The sequence below is a fragment of the Pseudomonas alkylphenolica genome, assembly GCF_016009175.1.
Lineage (GTDB): Bacteria > Pseudomonadota > Gammaproteobacteria > Pseudomonadales > Pseudomonadaceae > Aquipseudomonas > Aquipseudomonas alkylphenolica_B.
This window is the reverse complement of sequence record NZ_JADUCM010000016.1, coordinates 89530-111335: the sequence shown is the minus strand read 5'-3', so window position 1 is coordinate 111335 and position 21806 is coordinate 89530. Positions and strand designations below refer to the sequence as shown.

General features: G+C 54.4%; 22 protein-coding genes, 1 tRNA gene and 2 pseudogenes. 14 read left to right on the top strand and 11 right to left on the bottom strand.

Going from position 1 to position 21806, the window contains the following annotated elements; all coding sequences use genetic code 11:
- Positions 1 to 221: 221 nt before the first annotated feature.
- Entirely contained in the window at positions 222 to 422 is a 201-nt protein-coding gene (csrA, locus tag I5S59_RS15480; protein ID WP_197877407.1) for a carbon storage regulator CsrA, read from the top strand.
- A 73-nt stretch (positions 423 to 495) separates the two neighbouring features.
- Here the strand turns inward: csrA and I5S59_RS15475 are convergent, their stop codons facing one another.
- From I5S59_RS15475 to I5S59_RS15465, 3 genes are read right to left on the bottom strand one after another with little or no spacing between them, the layout of a single operon-like run.
- Positions 496 to 867 carry a response regulator gene (locus tag I5S59_RS15475; protein ID WP_197877406.1) on the bottom strand — a complete coding sequence of 124 codons (372 nt, stop codon included), beginning with the start codon at positions 865 to 867 and terminating at the stop codon, positions 496 to 498.
- 19 nt (positions 868 to 886) lie between these two features.
- Positions 887 to 2332 (bottom strand): ATPase domain-containing protein, encoded by a 1446-nt coding sequence (locus I5S59_RS15470; protein WP_197877424.1) that lies wholly within the window; start codon positions 2330 to 2332, stop codon positions 887 to 889.
- 12 nt (positions 2333 to 2344) lie between these two features.
- Positions 2345 to 3493 carry a two-component system sensor histidine kinase NtrB gene (locus I5S59_RS15465; RefSeq protein WP_197877405.1) on the bottom strand — a complete coding sequence of 383 codons (1149 nt, stop codon included), beginning with the start codon at positions 3491 to 3493 and terminating at the stop codon, positions 2345 to 2347.
- A gap of 270 nt (positions 3494 to 3763) precedes the next feature.
- On the opposite strand from I5S59_RS15465, the gene I5S59_RS15460 reads away from it, so the two are divergent.
- Positions 3764 to 3848 (top strand) — tRNA-Leu (locus I5S59_RS15460).
- Positions 3849 to 3962: 114 nt separating this feature from the next.
- A complete protein-coding gene (locus tag I5S59_RS15455) occupies positions 3963 to 4379 on the top strand; it encodes a DoxX family protein (RefSeq protein ID WP_197877404.1) in 417 nt (138 codons plus the stop codon).
- Positions 4380 to 4392: 13 nt separating this feature from the next.
- Here the strand turns inward: I5S59_RS15455 and I5S59_RS15450 are convergent, their stop codons facing one another.
- The gene (locus tag I5S59_RS15450; protein ID WP_232239782.1) at positions 4393 to 4608 is read right to left on the bottom strand and encodes a hypothetical protein; all 216 of its coding nucleotides are present in this window, start codon (positions 4606 to 4608) and stop codon (positions 4393 to 4395) included.
- A gap of 55 nt (positions 4609 to 4663) precedes the next feature.
- On the opposite strand from I5S59_RS15450, the gene I5S59_RS15445 reads away from it, so the two are divergent.
- Complete coding sequence (locus I5S59_RS15445; protein ID WP_197877403.1) at positions 4664 to 4906, top strand: hypothetical protein; 243 nt, start codon at positions 4664 to 4666, stop codon at positions 4904 to 4906.
- Between the two features lie 7 nt (positions 4907 to 4913).
- Here the strand turns inward: I5S59_RS15445 and I5S59_RS26590 are convergent, their stop codons facing one another.
- Complete coding sequence (locus I5S59_RS26590) at positions 4914 to 5252, bottom strand: hypothetical protein (protein ID WP_332262080.1); 339 nt, start codon at positions 5250 to 5252, stop codon at positions 4914 to 4916.
- 127 nt (positions 5253 to 5379) lie between these two features.
- Between I5S59_RS26590 and I5S59_RS26475 the strand changes: the two are divergent.
- From I5S59_RS26475 to I5S59_RS15430, 3 genes and pseudogenes are all read left to right on the top strand, one after another.
- A pseudogene (locus I5S59_RS26475) lies at positions 5380 to 5618 on the top strand (hypothetical protein).
- Between the two features lie 44 nt (positions 5619 to 5662).
- The gene (locus I5S59_RS15435; RefSeq protein ID WP_197877402.1) at positions 5663 to 5935 is read left to right on the top strand and encodes a helix-hairpin-helix domain-containing protein; all 273 of its coding nucleotides are present in this window, start codon (positions 5663 to 5665) and stop codon (positions 5933 to 5935) included.
- A gap of 102 nt (positions 5936 to 6037) precedes the next feature.
- On the top strand, positions 6038 to 6523 hold the full coding sequence (locus tag I5S59_RS15430; RefSeq protein ID WP_197877401.1) for an acyl-CoA thioesterase: 486 nt from the start codon (positions 6038 to 6040) through the stop codon (positions 6521 to 6523).
- 282 nt (positions 6524 to 6805) lie between these two features.
- Here I5S59_RS15430 and I5S59_RS15425 read toward each other — a convergent pair whose 3' ends face one another.
- Positions 6806 to 6985, bottom strand: coding sequence for a hypothetical protein (locus I5S59_RS15425; protein WP_197877400.1), 180 nt, complete (start codon positions 6983 to 6985; stop codon positions 6806 to 6808).
- A gap of 450 nt (positions 6986 to 7435) precedes the next feature.
- Here I5S59_RS15425 and I5S59_RS15420 point away from each other — a divergent pair, with 450 nt between their 5' ends.
- A complete protein-coding gene (locus tag I5S59_RS15420) occupies positions 7436 to 7750 on the top strand; it encodes a hypothetical protein (RefSeq protein ID WP_197877399.1) in 315 nt (104 codons plus the stop codon).
- 24 nt (positions 7751 to 7774) lie between these two features.
- Here the strand turns inward: I5S59_RS15420 and I5S59_RS15415 are convergent, their stop codons facing one another.
- Complete coding sequence (locus I5S59_RS15415; protein ID WP_232239781.1) at positions 7775 to 9253, bottom strand: alpha/beta hydrolase; 1479 nt, start codon at positions 9251 to 9253, stop codon at positions 7775 to 7777.
- 171 nt (positions 9254 to 9424) lie between these two features.
- Here I5S59_RS15415 and I5S59_RS15410 point away from each other — a divergent pair, with 171 nt between their 5' ends.
- Positions 9425 to 10282 (top strand): helix-turn-helix domain-containing protein, encoded by an 858-nt coding sequence (locus I5S59_RS15410; protein WP_197877398.1) that lies wholly within the window; start codon positions 9425 to 9427, stop codon positions 10280 to 10282.
- Here I5S59_RS15410 and I5S59_RS15405 read toward each other — a convergent pair.
- Together I5S59_RS15405 and I5S59_RS15400 are read right to left on the bottom strand one after the other, a co-directional pair.
- A complete protein-coding gene (locus tag I5S59_RS15405) occupies positions 10279 to 13950 on the bottom strand; it encodes a transporter substrate-binding domain-containing protein (protein ID WP_197877397.1) in 3672 nt (1223 codons plus the stop codon). The genes I5S59_RS15410 and I5S59_RS15405 overlap by 4 nt on opposite strands.
- Positions 13947 to 14573 (bottom strand): response regulator, encoded by a 627-nt coding sequence (locus I5S59_RS15400; RefSeq protein ID WP_197877396.1) that lies wholly within the window; start codon positions 14571 to 14573, stop codon positions 13947 to 13949. The genes I5S59_RS15405 and I5S59_RS15400 overlap by 4 nt, the downstream gene beginning before the upstream one ends.
- Positions 14574 to 14875: 302 nt before the next feature.
- On the opposite strand from I5S59_RS15400, the gene I5S59_RS26735 reads away from it, so the two are divergent.
- The 5 genes from I5S59_RS26735 (at position 14876) to I5S59_RS15375 (ending at position 20705) form a co-directional block, all read left to right on the top strand.
- Complete coding sequence (locus tag I5S59_RS26735) at positions 14876 to 15430, top strand: fimbrial protein (protein ID WP_197877395.1); 555 nt, start codon at positions 14876 to 14878, stop codon at positions 15428 to 15430.
- A gap of 80 nt (positions 15431 to 15510) precedes the next feature.
- Complete coding sequence (locus tag I5S59_RS15390; RefSeq protein WP_197877394.1) at positions 15511 to 16260, top strand: molecular chaperone; 750 nt, start codon at positions 15511 to 15513, stop codon at positions 16258 to 16260.
- Positions 16261 to 16320: 60 nt separating this feature from the next.
- Positions 16321 to 18885, top strand: coding sequence for a fimbria/pilus outer membrane usher protein (locus I5S59_RS15385; RefSeq protein WP_232239780.1), 2565 nt, complete (start codon positions 16321 to 16323; stop codon positions 18883 to 18885).
- A gap of 86 nt (positions 18886 to 18971) precedes the next feature.
- Entirely contained in the window at positions 18972 to 20126 is a 1155-nt protein-coding gene (locus tag I5S59_RS15380) for a fimbrial protein (RefSeq protein WP_197877393.1), read from the top strand.
- A gap of 156 nt (positions 20127 to 20282) precedes the next feature.
- Positions 20283 to 20705 (top strand): YybH family protein, encoded by a 423-nt coding sequence (locus I5S59_RS15375; RefSeq protein WP_197877392.1) that lies wholly within the window; start codon positions 20283 to 20285, stop codon positions 20703 to 20705.
- 207 nt (positions 20706 to 20912) lie between these two features.
- Here the strand turns inward: I5S59_RS15375 and I5S59_RS15370 are convergent, their stop codons facing one another.
- Together I5S59_RS15370 and I5S59_RS15365 are read right to left on the bottom strand one after the other, a co-directional pair.
- On the bottom strand, positions 20913 to 21116 hold the full coding sequence (locus I5S59_RS15370; protein ID WP_197877391.1) for a hypothetical protein: 204 nt from the start codon (positions 21114 to 21116) through the stop codon (positions 20913 to 20915).
- 12 nt (positions 21117 to 21128) lie between these two features.
- Positions 21129 to 21272 (bottom strand): annotated as a pseudogene (locus I5S59_RS15365) (DUF2514 family protein); the annotation flags it as partial.
- Positions 21273 to 21806: the final 534 nt, after the last annotated feature.

The following is a 21806-nucleotide window of genomic DNA, read 5'->3' as shown; positions in this document are numbered from 1 at the left end:
AGCCCCCTATGCTTGCGGATGTGAGCCGTAATCACGGGGCTGCAGCGTTGATTTGCCGCTCAGGGCACCTGCGACTGAAGGCTCACCACAGATTGTGTATTCGGGGGAATTAATATCCGCCGAAAACGTCTTTAATGAAGGAAAAGAGGAACACGCAGCGCGGGTTCCCGGCTAGTGCGAGCGCAGCCCGCACAGCAACTTACGTTACCAAGGAGAAATACATGCTGATACTCACCCGCAAGGTTGGCGAAAGCATCGTCATCAACGATGACATCAAAGTCACCATTCTGGGCGTCAAAGGTATGCAAGTGAGGATCGGCATCGATGCGCCTAAAGATGTTCAGGTGCACCGCGAAGAGATCTACAAGCGCATTCAGGCCGGCAGCCCGGCGCCGGAGAAAGGAGACAATCACCACGAGTGACGCGCGCTGATTCAAGTCGCACGGATGCGCTTGACCCTGATCTCGTCAGCCCTTGCGGCCGGCCGCAATGGCCTCACGACGATTTGGGCGCGCCAACCAGCTCCTTGACCTTGGCTATCATCTCGCGAATGTCGAACGGCTTGTCGAACACCGCCACGAACAAGTCAGGATTGCCTCGTCCTTCATGCGCCTGGGCACCACTCATCAGTATCACCGGCAGGGTCTGCAACAGTGGTTGCTTGCGGATTTCCACTGCCAGCTCCTCTCCGTTCAACTGCGGCATCATGTAGTCGGTGATGACCAGCTCCACGCGCTTGCCTTTGAGGATATCCAGCGCTTTTTGCCCGTTGCTGGCCGTCTCCACCCGATACCCCTCATCTTCCAGGGCGTAGCTGAGGATATCGGCGATCAGGTACTCGTCGTCGACGACCAGAATCGTGCTCATGGCCGTGCCGCCTGAACGTTCACGCGCCCGGTACCGGCGCTGGAGTGCCGGAGAGCACTGCCGTCGCCTGGGTAAAGGCTTTTTGCAGATCGATACCCTGCGCGCTGATGATCAGCTCGAGCAGCGCCGGGTCGTAGTAACTGTCACGCACCTTGAGAATCGACAACAAACGCTTGAGCTCCGACTCCAGCTCGACAAAGCGCATCAGCAACAGGTTATCGACGATACTCGACAGGTCCGGGGCAGGTGCATTGATTTCCGAGCCGAAGATATCGCGCATCTCCCAGGTAGCCATGACGCTGACATCCCGGGCCCGTAGCTCACCGGTCAGGGCGCGAAAAAATTCGTTCAGCCGCGCCGGGTTGCTTGCCAGGCGGGTAAAGGCCCCCAGGCTGTCGATCAGCACGCGTCGAATACCGTGCGCCTCAACCTGGCTCAGCAGCCGCGCACCCACTTCATCGAGCCCGCCTTCAGTGGTCGGTTGCCAGCGGATGTGCAGCGCGCCCTGGCGCTCAAGTTCAGCGAAATCATGCCCCAGCGCACTGGCCTTGAGGCGTAATCGATGCGGTGTTTCGTAAAAGCCGAAATGCAGCCCGGGCGCCTGCGGCGTGGCTGACGCCAGAAAACTCACACCCAGGGACGTTTTACCGATCCCCGAGGGCCCCATTACCAGCGTGACTGAAGCCCCTGGCAATCCGCCACCGAGCAGCGCATCGAGCGCATTGATACCACTGCTGACGCGCCCCTGCTCGTCACTGCCGCCGCCACTGGGGTGGCTGTACAACGACTCAAGGCGCGGATAGACCTGCAGGCCGTCCTCGGTGATTTCGCAGTCATGCAGACCTGACAACGCACCGCTGCCACGGGTTTTACGTAACTGGATACGGCGTACCGAACGATTGCCGACCAGCACCTCACCCAGTTCGATCACACCATCGACCATCGTGTGCTCGGGGCTGCCATCATCCAGTCGCGAACTGGTGAGGAACAGCACCGTGCAACCGGAAAACGCTGCATGGCCCTGCAGGTCGGCAATGAATTTTTTCGTGTCCAGCGGCGTATCTGCCCGAGACCTGGCGGTCAACAAGCCATCGACAATCAGCAAGGTGGCCTGGTGACGACTGATTTCGCCGCGCAGCAGTTTGACCACCGGGTCCAGGCCTTCACGCTCCAGGGTATCGAACGCACTGACAAACTGGATCTGATTGCCCACCAGGCTCGGGTCGAAAAAGCTCAGGGTAGAAAGGTACTGGAACAGACGCTCGTGCGACTCGCTCAACAGAGTGGCGACCAGCACGCGCCCGCCCTGCCCGACATGATTGAATGCCAGCTGGTTGGCCAATATGGTCTTGCCCGAGCCCGGCGGCCCCTGAACGATATAGGACGCACCGGCAATCAGGCCGCCCTTGAGCAATGCATCCAGACCATCGATACCGCTGACAAGGCGCTTGAGTTGTTCCACGATACGCTCACCCGTTCAATTGGACGCCGCAGTGTTCGCCTCAAATACCGGCAGGTACAACGTTATATGCGTGCCTTCCCCTTGCACGCTGGCCACCGTGACAGCGCCATTGCTCTGTTTGATGAAGCCATAGACCTGACTCAACCCCAGCCCGGTTCCCTTGCCAAATGCCTTGGTGGTGAAGAAAGGCTCGAAGATCCGCGGCAACACATTGGGGGCAATACCTCGACCGTCATCGCTGACGTCCAGTCGTACAAACGCCCCGTGCAAGTCTTCGACCTCACCTGCCAGCTGACAGTTGCATCCCTGAAGGCAAATAACCCCTTCCCCATCCAGCGCATCACGGGCATTGAGGATCAGATTGACCAGCACCATCTGCAACTGCCCGCCATCCACGTCGACATCCTGCAAGCCCTCTTCCAACCGGACCTGCAACTCGACCCCTTTGGGCAGCGCGTGCCCCAGCAGCAAACGACTTGACTCCATCAATACCGACAGCCGTACCCGGCCTGACTTCAATGCCTTGTGCCGGGCAAAGCTGAGCAGCTGCTGCGTCATCTGCGCGCCGCGTTCACCGGCATCAATAATATGCTCGAGCAAACGATGCACTCGCTGCGAATCCTGACTGCCAAGGGCCAGCTTCGCCGATCCGATGATAATGGTCAGCAGGTTATTGAAGTCGTGCGCCATGCCCCCGGTCAACTGGCCGAGGGCATCGAGCTTCTGCGCCTGAAACAGCTGCGCGCGCATGGCGTCGAGCTGCTGGGCGGCTTCGAGGCGGTCGGTAATATCCCGGGTTATTTTCGCCAGGCCGATGATTTTTCCGTCTGGCGAACGGATCACATCCAGTGCTGCCAAGGCCCAGAAACGCGTGCCATCCTTACGCACACGCCAGCCCTCGTCCTGGGCAACGCCGGTACTGAGCGCCCGTTCAAGCAGCATGGCAGGTCTGCCCTCAGCGCGGTCCTGTTCGGTGAAAAACAGCGAGAAGTGCTTGCCGATCACCTCTTCGGCGCGCCAGCCCTTGATGCGCTGCGCGCCTGCGTTCCAGGAAACGATATGCCCTTGAGGATCAAGCATGTAGATGGCGTAGTCCACCACGGCCTGCACCAACTGCTCATAGGGACTGGTTTGCAGGGTGTCCGTGCGATCAGAAGAACTCATGGAACCCCCACGCAATACGCAGACTTATTCAAGCATAGACAGCCCGTGCAGCTGGCAATTCCAGCAGATCGATATTTCTAATGAAAAGCACAGGATCAATAGCCGCGCAGCGCCCCCAAAGGCGCAGCCCATGGCGGTTACAAGGCCGTGGCTGCGGTTGACTCAAATATAACGATGAGTTATAAAGCACGCTTGATTGCGGCGGAAACTCATTTTCCCCAGGGCTTCGATCCAACGACACGCCCGGTTGCCAGACCCTTTCAAACCTGTGCGAGTGTGGTGGAATTGGTATACACAGCAGACTTAAAATCTGCCGGCGTGAGCCTTGCGGGTTCGAGTCCCGCCACTCGCACCATCTTCTTGAAAGGCGCCTTGCAGGCGCCTTTTTTATTGCCCGCCGCCGCCCGTCGGGGCAAAGACGATAACCAGCTGCTATGGTGAAATGGCCCCATAACAAAGGAAGGCGGCCATGCGCTATACCCTGTTCGATAACCAGCGCGATGTAATCATTCTGCTGGCGCGTATCCTGCTGATGATCCTGTTTGTCATGTCTGGCTGGAGCAAACTGACCGGCTTCGACGGCACCGTCAGTTACCTGGCTTCGCTGGGCGCTCCCATGCCCATGGTGGCTGCCGGGGTCGCGGTGATCATGGAGTTCTTTGTCGCCATCCTGCTGATCATCGGTTTCTTTACCCGGCCTCTGGCCTTTCTGTTCGCCTTGTTCGTGATCGGCACGGCACTGATTGGCCACCCGTTCTGGACCATGACCGACGAGGCAGCCCGCGCCGCGAACAGTGTGCAGTTTTTCAAGAACCTGAGCATCTGCGGCGGCTTGCTGTTGCTGTCAGTGACTGGCGCCGGCAGGTTCTCGGTGGACGGACGATAAGTCGGCTCCCGGCCTAAAAGTCGTCAAGCGGGTCGACACCTTCGTCCCAGTCCATTTCATCCAGGGTGTCGGCCGGCTCGTCGTCCTGAGGGTCGAACAGCGGGTCGACTTCGTCCTGTTGGGCAGGGTCAACGTCATAGAACTCATGATCGAGCAGGTGATCGTGTTCAGGTTCGTGAATATCCAGCTCGTCATGCATCATCAGTACCTGCGGCAGTGCGTTTGGCAAAAAGGGACGCTTGTATAAGCCAGGGATTCAAAATCGTCAACGCCAGGGAGCGAACATGAAGTACCTGCTGATCGTCCTCACCAGCTATATCGCCTCGTTCTATACCGTCGCGGCTATCGTCGATGCTCGCCTGCAGAGCCTCACCGACGATTTGCGTCATTACGCGCACGCCCCCGCTCAGTCAGAGTACCTTGAGGACGTGCGCGTGCATGCGCAGCATTCGAAGATCGAGTACGCTGCGGTACTGGGCACACTGCTGGCACTGGCCCTGTCGATGCTGGTGTGGGTGCTGGGTTGAGCGCTGCTCATGGCTGGTAAAGCAATGCGGCATTGGCCTGACGGACCATCTGCAGCCATTCACCGGCGCTGACCGCGCCCGATTGCTCCAGCCGCGCCGCAGCCATTAACGCCTGATCGTAATCTTCTTCCTGCAAAACACCCTCGCCAAGGAACGTTGCACGCCATTGCAGCATCGCAACGGGCCCTTTTTTGTCATCCATCTCCATCCCCAACTGACCGTTCAAACAGGCGGCAATGCGGGCTGCCGCCAAAAGCGCTGGCAAGAGTACAGGAGCGCGAAGATATTGAGAACAGTTTTCATTACCAATTAAAAAGCAAAGGCCTGGATGCTTAAGAAGAATCATCTGCTGATGAGGACCGGCACTGCATGACCCGGTTTTTCATACCTCCTGTCGCTTCTCTCAGCGCCTGGTTGCGGTGAGGCAAATCGATGACTAATAGTTAGATGTCTGCCTGGGGAGGCGCAAAAAAATGCAACCAAGATTCGTTATTGTTCCGGCGGTGCCAATCGAGCAGGAATCTTTCCGCGCGGGCACCCGGTACTATGCAACACGGTGTCGGGCGGCTTCGACATTTACGACAATCAGGAAAAAATCCGGCTTAAACCCAGCTATCAGAACAAAGAAGAAGCCACTGTGCATTGCGACCGCATGAATGCACAGCACAGCTGCGGCCCGGTAACCGATGTGATTTGCCTGGTTCCGAGTTAGTCCTGTACAAAGGGCAGCCCAACTGCTGGAAAAGGATTTCACTGATGCCGTTTCCATCGAAGGAACGCACTGCCCTGCTAGCCCTCAAGGGTGTAGGCCCTACCGTAATTACCCGGCTTGAGCAGATGGGAATCGAATCGCTGCATGATCTCGCCAGGTCGGATGTCAGTGACATCCTGGCGCAAGCAGCGGCTGCATTAGGCTCGACCTGCTGGAAGAACAGCCCTCAAGCCCGCGCTGCCATTACGGCAGCCGTCGAACTTGCAAAAGGATCAGCTGAAAGCTCGCTGGCCCAGCAGGAGCACAAACCTTGGTAACCGTTTTTCCCTAAGGCCACATCGCCCCCTCTCTTTGAGAGGGTCGGCCGAGCAAGCTCGCTGATAGGGTGGCCCGGAATCACGTTGCTACCAGGAAATCCTATGAGCCACCGCGCCTCACCCGCGAGCCGGGCAGAATTCAACTACTTCACCGAAGTGACGACACGCTGGGGTGATCAAGACCCTTATGGGCACGTCAATAACGTTGTCTATTACTCCTACTGCGAAGCGGCGATCAGTGAGTTTCTGGTAGCGCGGGGCACGCTGGACATCACCGGCAGCCCGGTGATCGGGCTGATCGTCAACTCAGGCTGCACCTACTTCTCCCCCATCGAATTTCCCGGGCGAATTGCAGTTGGCGTGCGGATATCTCATCTGGGCAACAGCAGTGCGCGTTATGAAGTGGCATTGTTTCGCGGCGATGAAGCACACGCCTCTGCGGTCGCACATATTGTTTATGTTTACGTTGAGCGGGCCAGCAACCTGTCAGTGCCTATTCCCGAGGCTGTGCGGGTTGAGCTTTATAGTCTGACGGATGAGGCTTGCAAGAAAACGCATGACCAAGAAGAACTGGCCAACATCAACTGATCTCAAAGGCCGGGGCTGATCTGATCACTGAGCCATTCTACAAGGCTGGGATATCTAGCCCTGTCTTTGGCCCAAAGAGCTTCAGCAAATTCCCGCTGCTGCTGAGCTTCTTACTCTGTCATCGACTTCCACTTCGGCTGGCATGCGGGTAGTGCCGTCGCCACGATCACAAGTGCGGTAGGCCGTTTGAGCATATGACTTTCCGTGTTGATACAACCCTGCAATAGGGTAACGATACTCAATCAACGGAACGAGGGCCGCCAAGCAAGGGGCTTGGGCGGCCTACCCCTTCTGACTTTGTTTCCAGCCTGCGACAACCATGATGACCCCAAGGATCAATATGATGATCACCGGGGCATCATCAGCTTTTTCCCGCAAAATGAAATTCAGCGTTACACCCGCCCCGACTATCAGCAACATAACCCCGACAACAAAAACGATATTTCGAAATGCCTTGTCCATAGCGCTCCTCCTCCCTTGGCTCCACCCCATCTGAATATAGCCGCCGGGCACCATGTGCGCAGAGTGACGCCATTTCAACCAGACATGCGGAAATGATCGGCTTTTCCAGCGCGCAAAGAAAAACCCCGCAGACGTTAATCTGCGGGGCTTTCAATAATGGAGGCCGAGGTCGGAATCGAACCGGCGTAGACGGATTTGCAATCCGATAGAAGAAATCCCGCCCGCTGCGGCCTGGAACCGCTTTTCAGTTCCAAAACGAATTCCTCTCCATCAGCCTGAGAGTCCCGTTCTAGAGGGGTGGGCCTTTCTGGTTTTGGAACTGATTTTCACCCCTCCTCCGGCGTCCTGCCGACCGAAAAAAAACCCTCCTCCTGCAACTCGTCACCCTGAACTGTTCAGATTCACTGGCTTCGATTACTGTATATACAAACAGTATTGGTGGGTGACACCGTGATCATCGACGATGACAGCTTTTCGCTGGGCATGCCAACGCCTATGGAAATGCTCGAGCAACACACCCTCCTGCTCGAGGGGGAAAACGAGCAATTGCAACACGACCTTTCCCGAGCCCGGAAGAACATCGCGAAGCTGGTGGCGATCAATCATGGCCAGGCCGAGCAGATAATCCAGCTGAACAGCAAGATCGAACGATTGACCTGGGATGTGTCCAGACTTCACGTAGAGAACACTGAGCTGAAGAACAAGCTATTGAGCGGCTGCTCACCGACATGGGGAGGGAAACCGCCAGAGCCGCACCACGGCTAAACACGCGATAAAACACTGGCTAGCTCACCGACAGGTTTTGTCGCCTGCGCCCTCCTCGGGCATCAGTAAATAGTCCACCACAGCCTCGTCTACACAGCGATCGATACCGTGAAGCACCAAGGTATGCCCGTCTCCTTCACGAGTGATCAGTGGACTCCTGAACACTTTTGCCATCTGCTGGGCATTAACGTAGGGCGTGGTTGCGTCGTAACGCTGGCCAACAAAAAGCAATGGCGGCAGCATTGGAGAAACCACCGGCGTATGTGCGTGAAACGTACCCTGGAACGGCCACAGGTCACACATTTCCAAGGGCCACTCCTCTGCTGCCATGTAGTTCGTGAAAGGCCATGCAGCGCCAATCTCCTGTCGTTGCTTGTGAAGCACCTTAATATCGGCGTCTGGCGTTGCAGTATCCGCACAGGTAATAACGCTCAGTGCATCGCCATTCAAACTGGTGTTTTCATCAATCAGAGCAGCCACCTGTTCATCCCCAGTCCTTGCATTGGCGTTCTGTAACAATGCGATCAAATCGGGCCAGCGGTGCGGCCACAGCAGCAACCCATGAGTAGCGGTGAATAGGTCGTCGCCGTTAATTTCATCACCTTCCTGCGTGATCAACGGGTCCTCGTTCAGGTGATGCAATATTCGGTGGAACGCATCGACCGCACGACTTTCATCCCCAGGCAATGGGCAATGAGGCGTTCTGGCACAGTACGTTACGAACCGCTGGAACGTCTGTTGATAGGAGCGCGCTTGATTCAATTGCTGGGTGTAGTTGTCCTCCGAGAGATCCACCACGCCGTCCAACACCATTGCGCGAGTCTTTTCAGGAAACCGCTCGGCATACAACCCGGCGACCAAAGTGCCATAGGAGTACGCCACTGCGGTCAAGGAAGGTTCGCCCAATGCAGCACGAATCATATTCAAGTCATTGACTGCTTCATGGGTGCCAATATGCTTTAGAACCTGGGCACCAGACTGGCTGATGCACGCGGCAATAACCTGGCGGAGCGAAGCCTCAGGTTCGGCGATGCCACCGTCAGCAAATGAAGGGGGGGCATCGAGATCGGGAAACGCACAAGAAATCTTCGGTACTGACTGGCCAGCACCTCGGGGGTCGTATCCAATGATGTCGTAAGACTCTTTTAGCCGGTCAACCGTTCTGTCGTTAGACAGGTAAGGGTTGATTCCCGGCATCCCTGGGCCACCGCTGACGAAAACCACACTGCCCTTTTTGACGCCTGTCGCGGGGAGTCGGGTCAATGCCAGTCGCACATCACTTGATTGGGCATTTGTCGAATAAACCAATGGCGCTTCAACATGACCACAGAGCAGTCCCTGTGGCGGCTCATCGTCGAACCATGCGCGAAAGTCACTGTTAACGCAGGGCTGCCAGCGCACATTTCCGGGTTGTTCACCCGTGTCATGTGTCAGTTGAGCGTTGACAGGCTGGTGGGTGACCGTGAGAGCTACCATAAGGATACGTAGCCGAGATTTAAGCATGAAGATACGCCTCCCGGGGCGTGAAAGTTTATTGAGACGCCAGTGGTGATCAACCAGGGCGGCGCCGGGTAGGCCGACTGACACGTCGTTGCGCTAGAGCAAGCAGTCATCCCCCTCAGGCTGCTAAGCTGGGGGCTGAAGATGCATCGGTGATGCACAAGGAAATCCGGCATGAGCGAAGCAATCAGATACAACGGGGGGAGAATTGACCTCGAAGGGCTCCACTATGAGTTGGAGGCCCCACTACAAGTCAGCTCACAAACATGGGACTTTGGAAGAGTTGATCAAATTGAAATTCAAGGTGATCACCTCATCAAGCTAAACCGCTCTACTCATTCATTAGTATTCTTTAGCCAGGGTGAAAACCAATTTGGACAAGCCAGAGTTGATGGAAAAATAGTTCCACACGGCGGCCGGTTACGCGGAAAAATTGACGTCCTTCCTAAAGGGTCTGAATTCAAAGCCGCCTACGAAGGGAGCATGTTTTGTGCGACAGTCATGAGTATAGATCCAAGACTTGCTGAACTTTTACCAAGCTCGGATGGAAGACTGGATCTAAAAGCACAAACTCAGCTCAATGACAACTTCATTCAAATGATGTGCGGGCAATTTACTCATGCCAGCGACCCACTGCTACGCGAGTCGATTTTGATGACGCTTCTAGTTTACATGTCAAGAAAACCCCTCACTCCGCAAACTACTACAGGGTTCAACCCGATAAAAAAAGCGCGACTAGCGGATTACATAGAAGAGCACCTACAGACTAAGATATCCGTCGGAAGCCTTGCTGCAATCGCGGCAGTCAGTCAGTTCCATTTTTTACGGCTCTTCAAGCAATCTTTCAACGTAACACCCTATCAATACATCTTATCGCGGCGTATTGCGCGGGCCAAAATCTTGCTGGCCCACACAAGCGATGCAATCGACTCGATCGGCTATGAATGTGGATTCAGCAGCGCCAGCCAGTTCAGCCAGGCATTTTCTCGGTGCGTTGGCCTATCGCCCTCCTCGTTCAGAAAAACCCTCTAGACCTTGTCGAAGTTGGTAATGCATTCCTGCAGTTCTTCAGATAGTTTGGTCAGCAAGTACGTCAACTGATCGCATGTCCGTACCAGCTCAGATGAGTCCGACTGACCCGAAGCACAGAGCAACTCTACCCCTTCGCAGGCTTCGATTACCGCGTGATGTCGAATCACCCGAGCCCCGCCTTTGATTTTGTGCGCGAGCTGCACGAGCCCATTCAGGTCTTTGCAATGACTGAGCCTCTCCAATGATTCACAGTCACGGCGATTGCTGTTATCCAGATCACCAAGCAGCGTTTCTACAGCCGCTTCATTCCCTCCGGTCAAATCGTTCAGCACACTTAAAACCTGGCACATATTGAATGCCGTAGGCTCAGCTGGCGCGTAATCGGCTCGACTCTGAGAGTGGAACTCCCCTTTCAGTCCAGCTTCCAGTTGTTGAAGCCCAATTGGCTTAAACAGGCAATCATCCATTCCCGCGCCCATGCAACGCTGGCGCTCTTCGGGTTGTGCATTGGCGGTAAGACCAATCAGATGGCAAGGTCGATTCCCGTGCTCCTTCTCATGCGCTCGAATAGCATTTGCCAGGGCATATCCGTTCATTGATGGCATGTTGCAGTCGGTGATTACAACGTCGAATGACTGGGCAAGCCAAGCTTTAAACCCAACGGCACCATCCTCTGCCAAAACAGTGCGATGCCCCAGATAATCGAGCTGCTGCGAAAGAAGCAGACGGTTGGTGGAGTGGTCGTCAACCACCAAAATATTAAGCGAGTGGTGAGCTGCCGGCGCTTCGACCACGACCCGATCGACAATTGAAACCTCGCCAAGTAAGGGTAAATCGAGCGCAACCATGACCTCGGTTCCGATTCCGACGGTGCTACTCAGTCGCAACTCACCGTTCATCATCTCGCAAAGCGTTCTGCTGATAAACAGCCCTAAGCCCGTCCCTTGGCGAACTGTATGCGCGTGATTGCTCCCCTGAGCAAAGGGATTGAACAGCAGTTGCTGGTCCTGCTCGGATATACCACAACCGGTATCCGCGATCGCTATGTTCAGGGCGAGCACTCGTTCGTCGCCACTGGGCACGATGCAAACGCTCAAATCCACAGAGCCCTCATCGGTAAATTTGATCGCGTTACCCAACAGGTTGGAAATGATCTGTTTGAGCCGAACCGGATCGGCATGCACAACTCGATTAGCACGAGGATCCAGCTGCAGTGTGAGTTTCAACCCCTTCTGTCGGGCCAGCCCTTCAAAAAGCCGGGTAAGCGACTCAAATAGCTCACACAGCGAGACACGTTCTGGCGCCAGTGACAACTTACCTGACTCGATTCGTGAAATGTCTAGAATGTCACCAATCAGCTCCAGCAACCCTTTCGCCGCGTCAGAGGCAACCTCGATTGCTAATCGGTCAAACACGCCCTGCTCGGCTTTTTTATTCGCGAGTTCGAGCATGCCGATTACCGCATTCATCGGCGTGCGGATTTCATGGCTCATAGTCGCCAAGAATGTTGATTTTGCATTGCTGGCGTTGTCGGCCTCGTTCTTGGCCTCTTCCAACGCCTGAAGCAAGCACTGGCGCTCGCTGATGTCGATCCAGCCACCGATAATGCCATCCACCCGACCATCACAATCGCGAAATGGCAACATCCAGTGATAGATCGTCATTTGTCGGCCATCGACAGTGGCGACCGCTCTGTCCTGGACTTTGGCAATACCACTGCCGATAACGGCTTGGTATTCCGCCTCGTAGGCCTGCAGGTCATTCGGATCGACGATGCTTACCGCGGCGATATCCCGCCCAAGGATATTGGGTTTATCTAAACCCAAAATCTCGGCATAAGCCGCGTTGCAGTTGAGCAGTCGGCCCTCCCGATCACGCACGTAGATCGGATGCGGGGTGCCATCTACCATCACTTGCATGAACGCAAGTTGGTTGCCGAGGGCCCTCTCTGCTTCCTGTCGCTTGTGAATCAGCCGACGCAAGTAGGTGATCCAGATTGTAGCCAGCACCAACAACACAACAGCCAAAGCCAGACCGCGCAAGATATTACCCTTGTGGGTGCGCCAGAAGGAGTCTTCGACCAGCACATCTCCGCGCCAGCGGTTGGTGAGTTTTTCCATTTCCTGTGGCGTAATACTCAAGAGCGCCTTGTTCAAGATTGACTGCAGCTCCGCCGCATTGGGCGCAGTCGCCAGAGAGACCTGAGCGGGCGGCATATCAACGGTCGACGTGATTTTCAAAGAGTCTTGGTAATGGCGCCCGATCACATACCGTGCACTGATTAATGAGGTGACCATCGCGTCAGCCTTACCTTGGGCCACCAATGCCATGGCATCCACAAACGTACTGGTTTCGATCAGGCGTACGTTTGGGTAATTGCGCATGATGTACTGATACAACGGGCTACTCGGTATCATTGCCAGCTGCTTGCCGGCCAAGTCTTCGAGACTACTTGGCCGATCAGAGCCAATACCTGCGACCATGACAAACGGACTGATGAAATAAGGCCGAGTGAAGGAGAGCCCGCTCTTGCTGTGGGGCGTCGGCGTGTACGCTGCAAGCGCATCAACCTGCCCCGTCCTGACCAAATTCACCAGCGTCTCACTGCTGTCTGCCCGCAGTACGTCGAACTTCAAACCCGTCCGCTGGCTGATCTTTGCCAATATGTCGGCACTAATCCCCCCCAATTTGCCGTTGTCATCAATAAATGCGATCGGCAGCGCATTATCGCTGAAGGCTACGCGCAGTCTTGGATGTCGCGCCACCCACTGACGCTCTGCCTCGCTAAAGTGGATATGTCTATTAACTACGGTGCTACTGTCACTGGCATTCCAGCGCCGAAGAATACGCTTGCGCTCATTGAGCGGGATGCTTTCCAAGGCCGTGTTGACCAGGGCCAACAACCGCAGATTCTCTTTCGCTAAGGCGAAAGAGAAATGGCTCGCTGGCAAATTGGCCAGGTCAGCCAGTTGCAGGGTGTCCATGTAACGGTTACCAATCAGATAATTGGCACTGACCGAGTCGCCGAGAAACACATCAGCCTTTCCGAACGCCACAGCTCCCATAGCCGCCAAAGATGACGAATACAGTTGCACCTGAGCCTGAGGGTAAAAATCGCGCACAGTCTCTGCAGGTAGGTAATGATTGAGCATCGCCACGCGCTGGTGCGCCAGGTCCGGGTCCAATGCATCGACCATGTCTGCTCTGGCTACAATCGTTGGCTGATCTTCAGCATAGGCATTCGACAGAACGAGCTCGGCATCGGCCGCTTCGAAGCGATTGGCGGTCCCGAGTAAATCGATCTCTCCAGCCTTGAGCGCTGCGATAACCTGCTTACGCGACTCATACCGGCGCACTTCAATCGGCACATGCAGCAACTTTGACAGCAATTGAGCAAAATCTGCGGTCAATCCTTCGTACTCTTCGCCCGAAACGCTGATGTCGAAAGGCGGGTAATCTGGCCCCGAGGCTCCCAGCCGTAATACTTGCTTGGCCTTCAGCCACTCCCAGTCGCCAAGGCTTAGGTGCAGCCGATCTTCAGTAACAGCAATTTCGGACCGCCCCAACAGGGTTAGGGATTGGCCATGGCTAAAACTCACCGATGCAAAAAGCAGCAGTAGCACCGCCAGGCATAGGCGGACACCGGTAAACGAAGTCATAGCCTTCATATCAGATCGTTTCTTTTGGCCATGTCGGCCAGGTGCACCACCGAACTGACACCGAGCTTTTCAATCAATCGAGTTCGATAGGTGCTCACAGTTTTATTGTTGAGCAATAACTGCTCACCAATCTGTTTGTTATCGAGCCCGGCAGCAAGCTTCATGAAAATCGCCAATTCCCGATTGGAAAGGCTTTTGATCAACGCCTGCTCAGAGGAGCCCACATCGCTACCGCACACTGACTGCAACGTGACGTGAGGAAAGTATGAGTACCCCGAATTAACAGCGTTGATGGCCCGCAGTAACTCAGTGGTGTCCTGCGACTTGGATAAAAAGCCCACTGCGCCCGCCTTCATACAACGTAGCGCATAAAACTCAGCTGGATAGGAGCTCAGCACAAGCACTTTGCTCTTGATATCCAGCTCACTTAACCGCCGCAACACCAACAGGCCATCTACTGTGGGTATGGCGATATCCAGGACGATAAGGCTCGGTCGGTGCTCGGCGGCTAACTGAATAGCTGAAGCTCCATCTTCCGCCTGCGCAACAACGTCGTAGCCTGCCTTTTCCAATAGCGCTTTTAGTGCTGCACGAATAAAAGGATGGTCATCCACGATGATGGCGTTGCGCATGGGAAATTCCTTGATTTTAGCTCTATACGAAAAATGCAGACCTACTGAATTGCAAGCTCTCCAACTGAGTTCAAAGCGGCGCACCTTCGATGACCGAGACAATGGCACCCTAATTCGGCGTGCGGATTATAGTGATACCGCCACAACCTGTCTTTAGCTTAACTGCTAAACCTTTATATAAATTGCTTTTTTATTAAAATATTTTGTAGGAATTTTCGTACAGCTATTACGACCATTTCGACTACCGGATTTCGCGCCCCCGATAGAAACTTAACCCCCTCAAATCCACAGGAATTTTGAATATGAAAAAACATGCGCTTCATGGGGCGACGGCGCTCGTACTTATCCTTGCATCCACTCAAATCGCAATGGCTGCAGATGGAGATATAACATTCAGAGGTACTATCACCGCAAATACCTGCCCAGTGGTTGTTACCGACTTAGCCACCTCCCTTACGAACAATGACGTTGCCTTAGGAAATATAACTTTGGGTGCATTCAGGGCCTCAGGCGACACCGCTGGAGGTGGTCGTTTCAGACTAAGTGTCGACCGCTCCGGTGCGGCTTGCACCATCACTGACACACAGGGTGCCAAGGTTACCTTTCTGCCTCAAAGCGGTGTCGCCGGAAACAGTGGTCAATATTTTGGCCTAATGCCTGATACAGGCGTAGCGACCGGTGTGGCCGTACGCATCATGGACGCCACAAACACTGAGGTACCCGTCTCTCAACCTTCATCGCGGTATACAAACCTAGCTAACGGCATGGAGTTTACCGCCCACTACATCGCAACGAGTTCGACTGTTACGGCAGGCCCAGCAAACTCGAAAGTATCCTTTTCTGTTGCATACGACTAATTGCTGCCGATTGGGCGATTCTTTTCCTGGAGTCGCCCCAACTCCTGCATTGTCACAACCGCGCAACAAGGATCATAAGTATGAGGCTTTTTTCTCTCCCATCACTCAGATGGCCGCTATTGGCAGCGATCGTAGGCAGTAGCTTTTTCAGCACCAATAGTTGGGGCGGGCTTATGCTGAGTAGCACTCGCCTGGTGTTCGATGGCAGCAAGCGTGACACATCTATAACCGCGAGTAACTCAACACCATTGCCTTATGCAGTACAGGTGTGGATCAACAACGAAAATGACGATAACAGCGTAACAGTGCCGTTTGTCGCCAGTCCTGCACTATTTCGACTGGACGCAAAAAAAGAGCAGATCGTCCGAGTACAGAAAGTACCCGGCGAACTGCCACAAGATCGTGAATCAGTGTTCTACCTCAATGCTCAGGAAATCCCTCAAGCCAGCGCGGGCGATAACAACACCCTGAAAATTGCAATTCGCACTCGAATCAAACTTTTTTATCGCCCAGCAGGACTGAAAGGGCAAATGCTCGAAGCGCTACCAACACTTAACTGGACTATCAGTAAAAAAGAAGGCCAATCAGTGCTGTCGGTGGAGAACCCGTCGGCGTTCCATCTCTCTTTTGCCGGCGTGCAACTGATGGCAGGCGACCAGGTAGTGAACGTGCAAGATCCGGCCATGGTTGCTCCCATGAGTAGCCAGCATTACCCGGTACCTGGCCCAGCCGGAAAGGCCACTGAGGTGCAGTTCTCCGTAATCAACGACTACGGCGGCTATTCCGAACCCACCAGGGCACCTATCAGATCTGCGTTACCAGCCAGTTAGTGTTCCCGATTACGCCTCGCTGCGTTCACTTGCTACTGCAACTGGCGAGGCGACTTTCAATTGAGTGAAAAAATGTCTCGTCATTCCCCACCTACGATCAACTTGGCTTGGCAGCCCATTTTCTCCGGCGCCCCATTCCAGAAACTGCGTTTGAGCGGCGCGATCATGATGGGTTGCGCGGCTGGCTTCAGTGAGGCTGGGGAGCCGGTTCGATTCGACTCATCGTTCATGCAGCCATTCAACGGCACCAGTGCTGGCCCAAACCTGGACCTAGATGCAATCGCAAATGGCGTCAACGTGGGGCCGGGTACCTACCTAATGCTGCTGCGGTTGAACCAGAGCTTTTATGATCGCCGTGAGTTGACCGTCGAAATTGACGACAACAGCGAGGCACGCCCATGTCTATCGCCAACCTTGTTGAAAGAGATGGGTGTCAAGCTTCAAATCTATGAAACGCCGGATCAGCCTTTACCGGAATGCGTCGACCTGCAAGCTTTGATTGACGGCGCCAGCGTGAGCCTCGATGGCAACCTGATGGTGGTCGATATCAGCATTCCTCAAATTGCCCTACGTCGGGACGCCGCCGGCTACGTTAACCCTGCCGAGTGGGACAGAGGAATAAACGCGGCGTTGCTCAATTATCAGTTTTCAGCGGCGCAAAGCCACAACAACTCCCGTGGCACCTCAGAGCAATACAATCTCTATACCACGGCGGGAATTAACCTCGGCGATTGGCGGTTCCGCAGCAATGCTTCGTTGAGCCACAGCACGTACGGTCGCCGCAAATGGCAGCGCAGCAACACCTATGCACAACGCGATCTCACGGACCTTAAGAGCACCCTGACGCTGGGTGAGACGTTCACTCCTGGTGATGTATTCAACAGTATGCAGTTTCGCGGTGCGCAAATTGCGTCCGACATCGGCATGTTGCCAAACTCCATGCAAGGTTTTGCTCCCGTAATCCGCGGAATGGCTGAAACTCAGGCCAAAGTCGAGGTGAAACAAAATGGCTATTCCCTCTACACCACCTATGTGGCTCCGGGAGCTTTTGAAATCGATGATCTCAGCGCCGCCTCTGGCAGCGGTGAGCTGGAAGTCATCATCACGGAAGCCGATGGTCGAGAGCGCCGTTTCACCCAGCCCTATGCCACCTTGGGCAACATGCTTCGTGAAAAGAACTGGCGCTATAGCCTAACCCTTGGCGAATACACTTCAGCTTATGGGGATCTTCGCCCACACTTTGCTCAAGCTTCGCTTGCGTATGGCCTGCCCTATGACTTGACCCTGTACGGTGGCCTCCAAGGCAGCGAGTTCTATCGCGCCGGAGCGCTGGGCGTTAGCAAGAGCCTGGGAAACATTGGCGCGGTGTCTCTGGATGTCACCCAATCCCAAACTGATACGCCCCGCAATGACAACGGCCCGGCCACGCAACAGACTGGCCAAAGCTATAGCCTGCGTTATGGCAAAGCATTTCAAACCGGCACCTCGGTACGTTTTGCCGGCTATCGCTACTCCACCGAAGACTACCGCGACTTCAGCGAAGCCGTTGCCATGCAACGGGCCAATGCCTCTTACTCCCCAGTGTCCAGGCGTAGGCGACTGGAGGCCAGCGTAAATCAGTCGCTGCAAGGTTTTGGCTCTATGTACCTCAACTATAGCCATCAGAATTACTGGGGCAGCTCACACGTAGATAAGCAGGTACAGCTAGGCGTCAGCACTCAATACAAAGGCGTCTCCTACAGCCTGTATGCCAGCAAAAGTCTGTCCGACAACTACGACCAGGGCGCCCAGATTGGGCTATCCCTGTCGATGCCCTTTGGTGGAGGGGGACGCTCCAGCAGTTCTGCCAACTTCACGATGACACGCAACAGCGATGGCAGCCTCGACCAGCGCGCTGGTTTGAGCGGACGCAAAGAGGCGGTGACTTACAACGTAGATGCCAGCCATGCGCAGCATGGAGGTAACGCCGGCTCCGCCCGACTCGGCTATCAAGCTCAGGCCGCGCAGTTGAGCGCCGGGGTCAGTGCTGGCAAAGATTACCGGCAGGTTTCCGTAGGTGCTTCCGGGTCCATGCTAGCCCACGCCGGCGGCCTCGAATTCGGCCAGAGCCTTGGTGAAACAGTCGCCCTGATTGAGGTCAAGGGCACACCTGGTGTCGGCGTCAACAACGCCCCGGGTATTCGGACCAACGATCGTGGCTACGCCCTGGTGCCTTATGTGCAGCCTTATCGCAAAAACCGAATCACCCTCGACACGAGCGATCTAGACCCGACTATCGACATCCATGAAGGTGTGATGCATGTCGTACCGCGGCGGGGTGCGGTGGTCAAAGCAGTGTTCAAAGCCAGTCGTTCGGAAAAGGTCATTCTCAACCTGCGCCTCGCCAATGGCTCGGTACCGCCATTTGGCACAAGCGTCCTCGACGAGGCAGGTGTCAGCGCAGGTGTGGTTGGACCTGGAGGACAGGTACTGCTGTCCGGGGTTGACGGTACGGTTTATCACCTGAAATGGGGAGAGAAGAACGAGCAGCAGTGCGAAGTTCGATTGAATGTTGGTGGCGTACCGATTACTGATGGGTATCGGGTGGTGGGGGTAACTTGCGAGAAGAGAAGCAAACAAACTTAAGAATATAACTCAACCCCATAGTTAAAAGACCACACCCAATGTGGCCAACCACAGCCACCAAACGCTGAATCCATTCAAACGAGCATATGAACTACACTCCCATGGAAAACTGTATGCTAAAACTGAGAAGCGCTTTAATTTTTTTATGCAAAATTGTAACACTATCACTTCCATTAAATGCTGCGGCCTGCATATGGAACCATGGAGGAACTGAGGAATCAATAAATATTGAAATGGGAGACATATTTGTCCCAAGAGACGCCCCATTCGGCTCAATCATTGGAAGATCAGTGTCAGCAACAGCATCGTCCGGATTTCGTTGTATCGGCACGAGAATCGGGCTCCACGTTGCGAATCATAACGCCCTTGGCAGCGCCCTAGTCATTATAAATGGAAACCACATCCACCCCACCCCGCTCGGAGCAACCCCCATATATAAGACATCAACGGAAGGCGTTGGAGTTATATTAACAAGCGATTCTTTCGCCCAGAACGCTTCAACAGTACCTCAAGGAGGTCACTTAGGCAGCATTTCAAATGTTATGCCACTATATTACGGCACCATTGCAAACACCCCTCTCATGAATTACGACGTAAGATATGACCCACCTACTATTACCGCTCAACTGGTATACCTAGGGCGATTATCATCTGGGCATCACAGCATCAGCAAACCAATGCCCCAAACCGTTTTGGATGCAGAAACTATATCTATTGGCGATAGGACAATCTCACACCTTTATTTAACAATAAATGGAAGCATAACAGTATCCGACTGCCAACTACCTGCCTCCTCCAACCAAATAGAAGTCCAAATTGGAGCTTTCACTCGCAATATATTTAACGGCAAAGGAAGCACTTCAAGCGATGTCAATTTCCAAATACCACTCACCAACTGTGTTGCTGGCACATTCCCGACACCCGGACTAGTGGGCAATTACTTTCAAACAAGCAATGCAAACATCCGCCTCGAAGGCAGCAATGGCTCCGCCATACTAGATGCTCAGGAAGGAATACTTGGATTAAATACGGACTCAGATGCCTCGGGAGTAGCTGTTCAGGTATTGAAAGCCGACGGTTCAAAACTGGAACTGGGTCGCGACATTCCTATCACGCGCCTGAATGATGGAGTCATTAACTTGGATTTCAAGGCTCGCTACATTCAGACAAGCGAGTTGTCTACTGGTCCCGAGCCAGGTACGGCCAACGCATCCGCAAATTTCACGATAACCTACAAATAGTGATCACTCGTTATTAAAAATAATCTTGAAGCCCCCAGTACATTTCTATTGGCGCGAGCGTTCGTACGAAAAGAATTCACCGTAAGAGGAGCAACACCACAGCACTGTCATGTCCCTTTACAACACACCAACCATCGAGCACCAAGGAGTTTAACTATGAGCATTCAACACGAAGCTGAAATCCGCACACTGATCGAATCATGGCGACTAGCTGTCAAGTCCAAGAACATAGAAGAACTGATCCAGTTCTACGACAAGGACATTGTAGTCTTCGACGTAGTAGATTCACTCCAGTTTAATGGTCGAGACGCGTATCAAACCCATTGGGGGCGCTGCTTCGAACACACCGGTGTTGGAAATTTTGAATTCACTCAATTGCAGGTAACGGTAGGAGGTAACGTCGCCTTCGCTCACTGGCTTGCCGATTGCGGAGGACATGATGAAGAGCAACCATCTTGCTGGATACGCATGACCGCATGTTTTCAACTGATGGATGGTCAATGGAAAACTGTGCATGAGCACTGGTCAGCTCCGTTCGACTTTACCGACGGCGCGGCATTGCTTGATCTCAAGCCATGATTAAAGACTTCAGACTACGCAGTCCGGAGTTCATCTATTTCCCCTGATTCCGCTTAATGTCTGACCGGCATCACGATTTTCAGGATATCTGCTAAATCAGGAGGCGCCCGCCTTGAACGCTCCATCGCTGGTTTAATTCAAGCGCCTCCTCACCATAGCTATCGCTCTCATGCATCAGCTTTGCTGACCATCTCAAGCCTCTGGCAGTCAATGAAGCGAATGCACAGGCCAACCAAGAGCTCGCCGCTGAAACTCATGAACTGCCTCAAAAAGATATTCAGCCTCGCGCCATAGACGAAGTTCCTCTTCAGGGGAAACGCTTCCCTTCGCCTCGTTGTATATACGAAGAGCTTCAGTGGCTTGCTGCATCAGCGGCTTGCCAGCGGCCATTACCTCCTCCAGATCCTTCATTGTGAGCTCCCTCTACTTGATCAGCGCAGTATAGGACGCCTCGCAGGTAAGGACTGCAATTCGGGCTCGGTCGTACACTTTCGCCAGCTCTCCCGCTTGAGCATCAGCCCGAGCGAGCAGGTCGGAGAGCACCATGGCGGCGCGGGCCGCTGCCTGGATGCACCCGGGTGATTGGCGTAGCTCTTGAAAGTGTTCGGGCTATTGAGTCCGCCGACGACAACGTCGTACCCATCGTCGCGGCTGTGCTTGCTGGTGGATGTGCCCTCCGACCAGGCCAGCATATCGAGGAAGGCGAGCGCATTCTTGCTCGCCGCCAATAAGTCAGAAATACGAGCCATGGTAATCTTCAGGCATAAACAAGCCCGCTCTAGGCGGGCTGACGTTGGAAATCAGCTACGTGCCTTTTCGAGGTGCGCGCTATACAGGAACTGAATTCAAGGAGATCGCTATGCAAAGGGGAATGACTGTTGTCCTGGTGCTGTGCGCCCTACTGATGGGCTGTTCACACCACTCCTGGGGGCCCGACGGGGGGCGAGAGGTTCAGGGTATTTCGTGCAACGGCACGCCTCCAAACCAGCCCGGATGTTATGACGGCGACGGCCACAGTGGGTGGCAAACAATTCCGGCCCGTTGACGCTTGATCGCCAGGAAGAAATGCTGCCCCACGATCAGGTGGGGGCCACCGGCCAT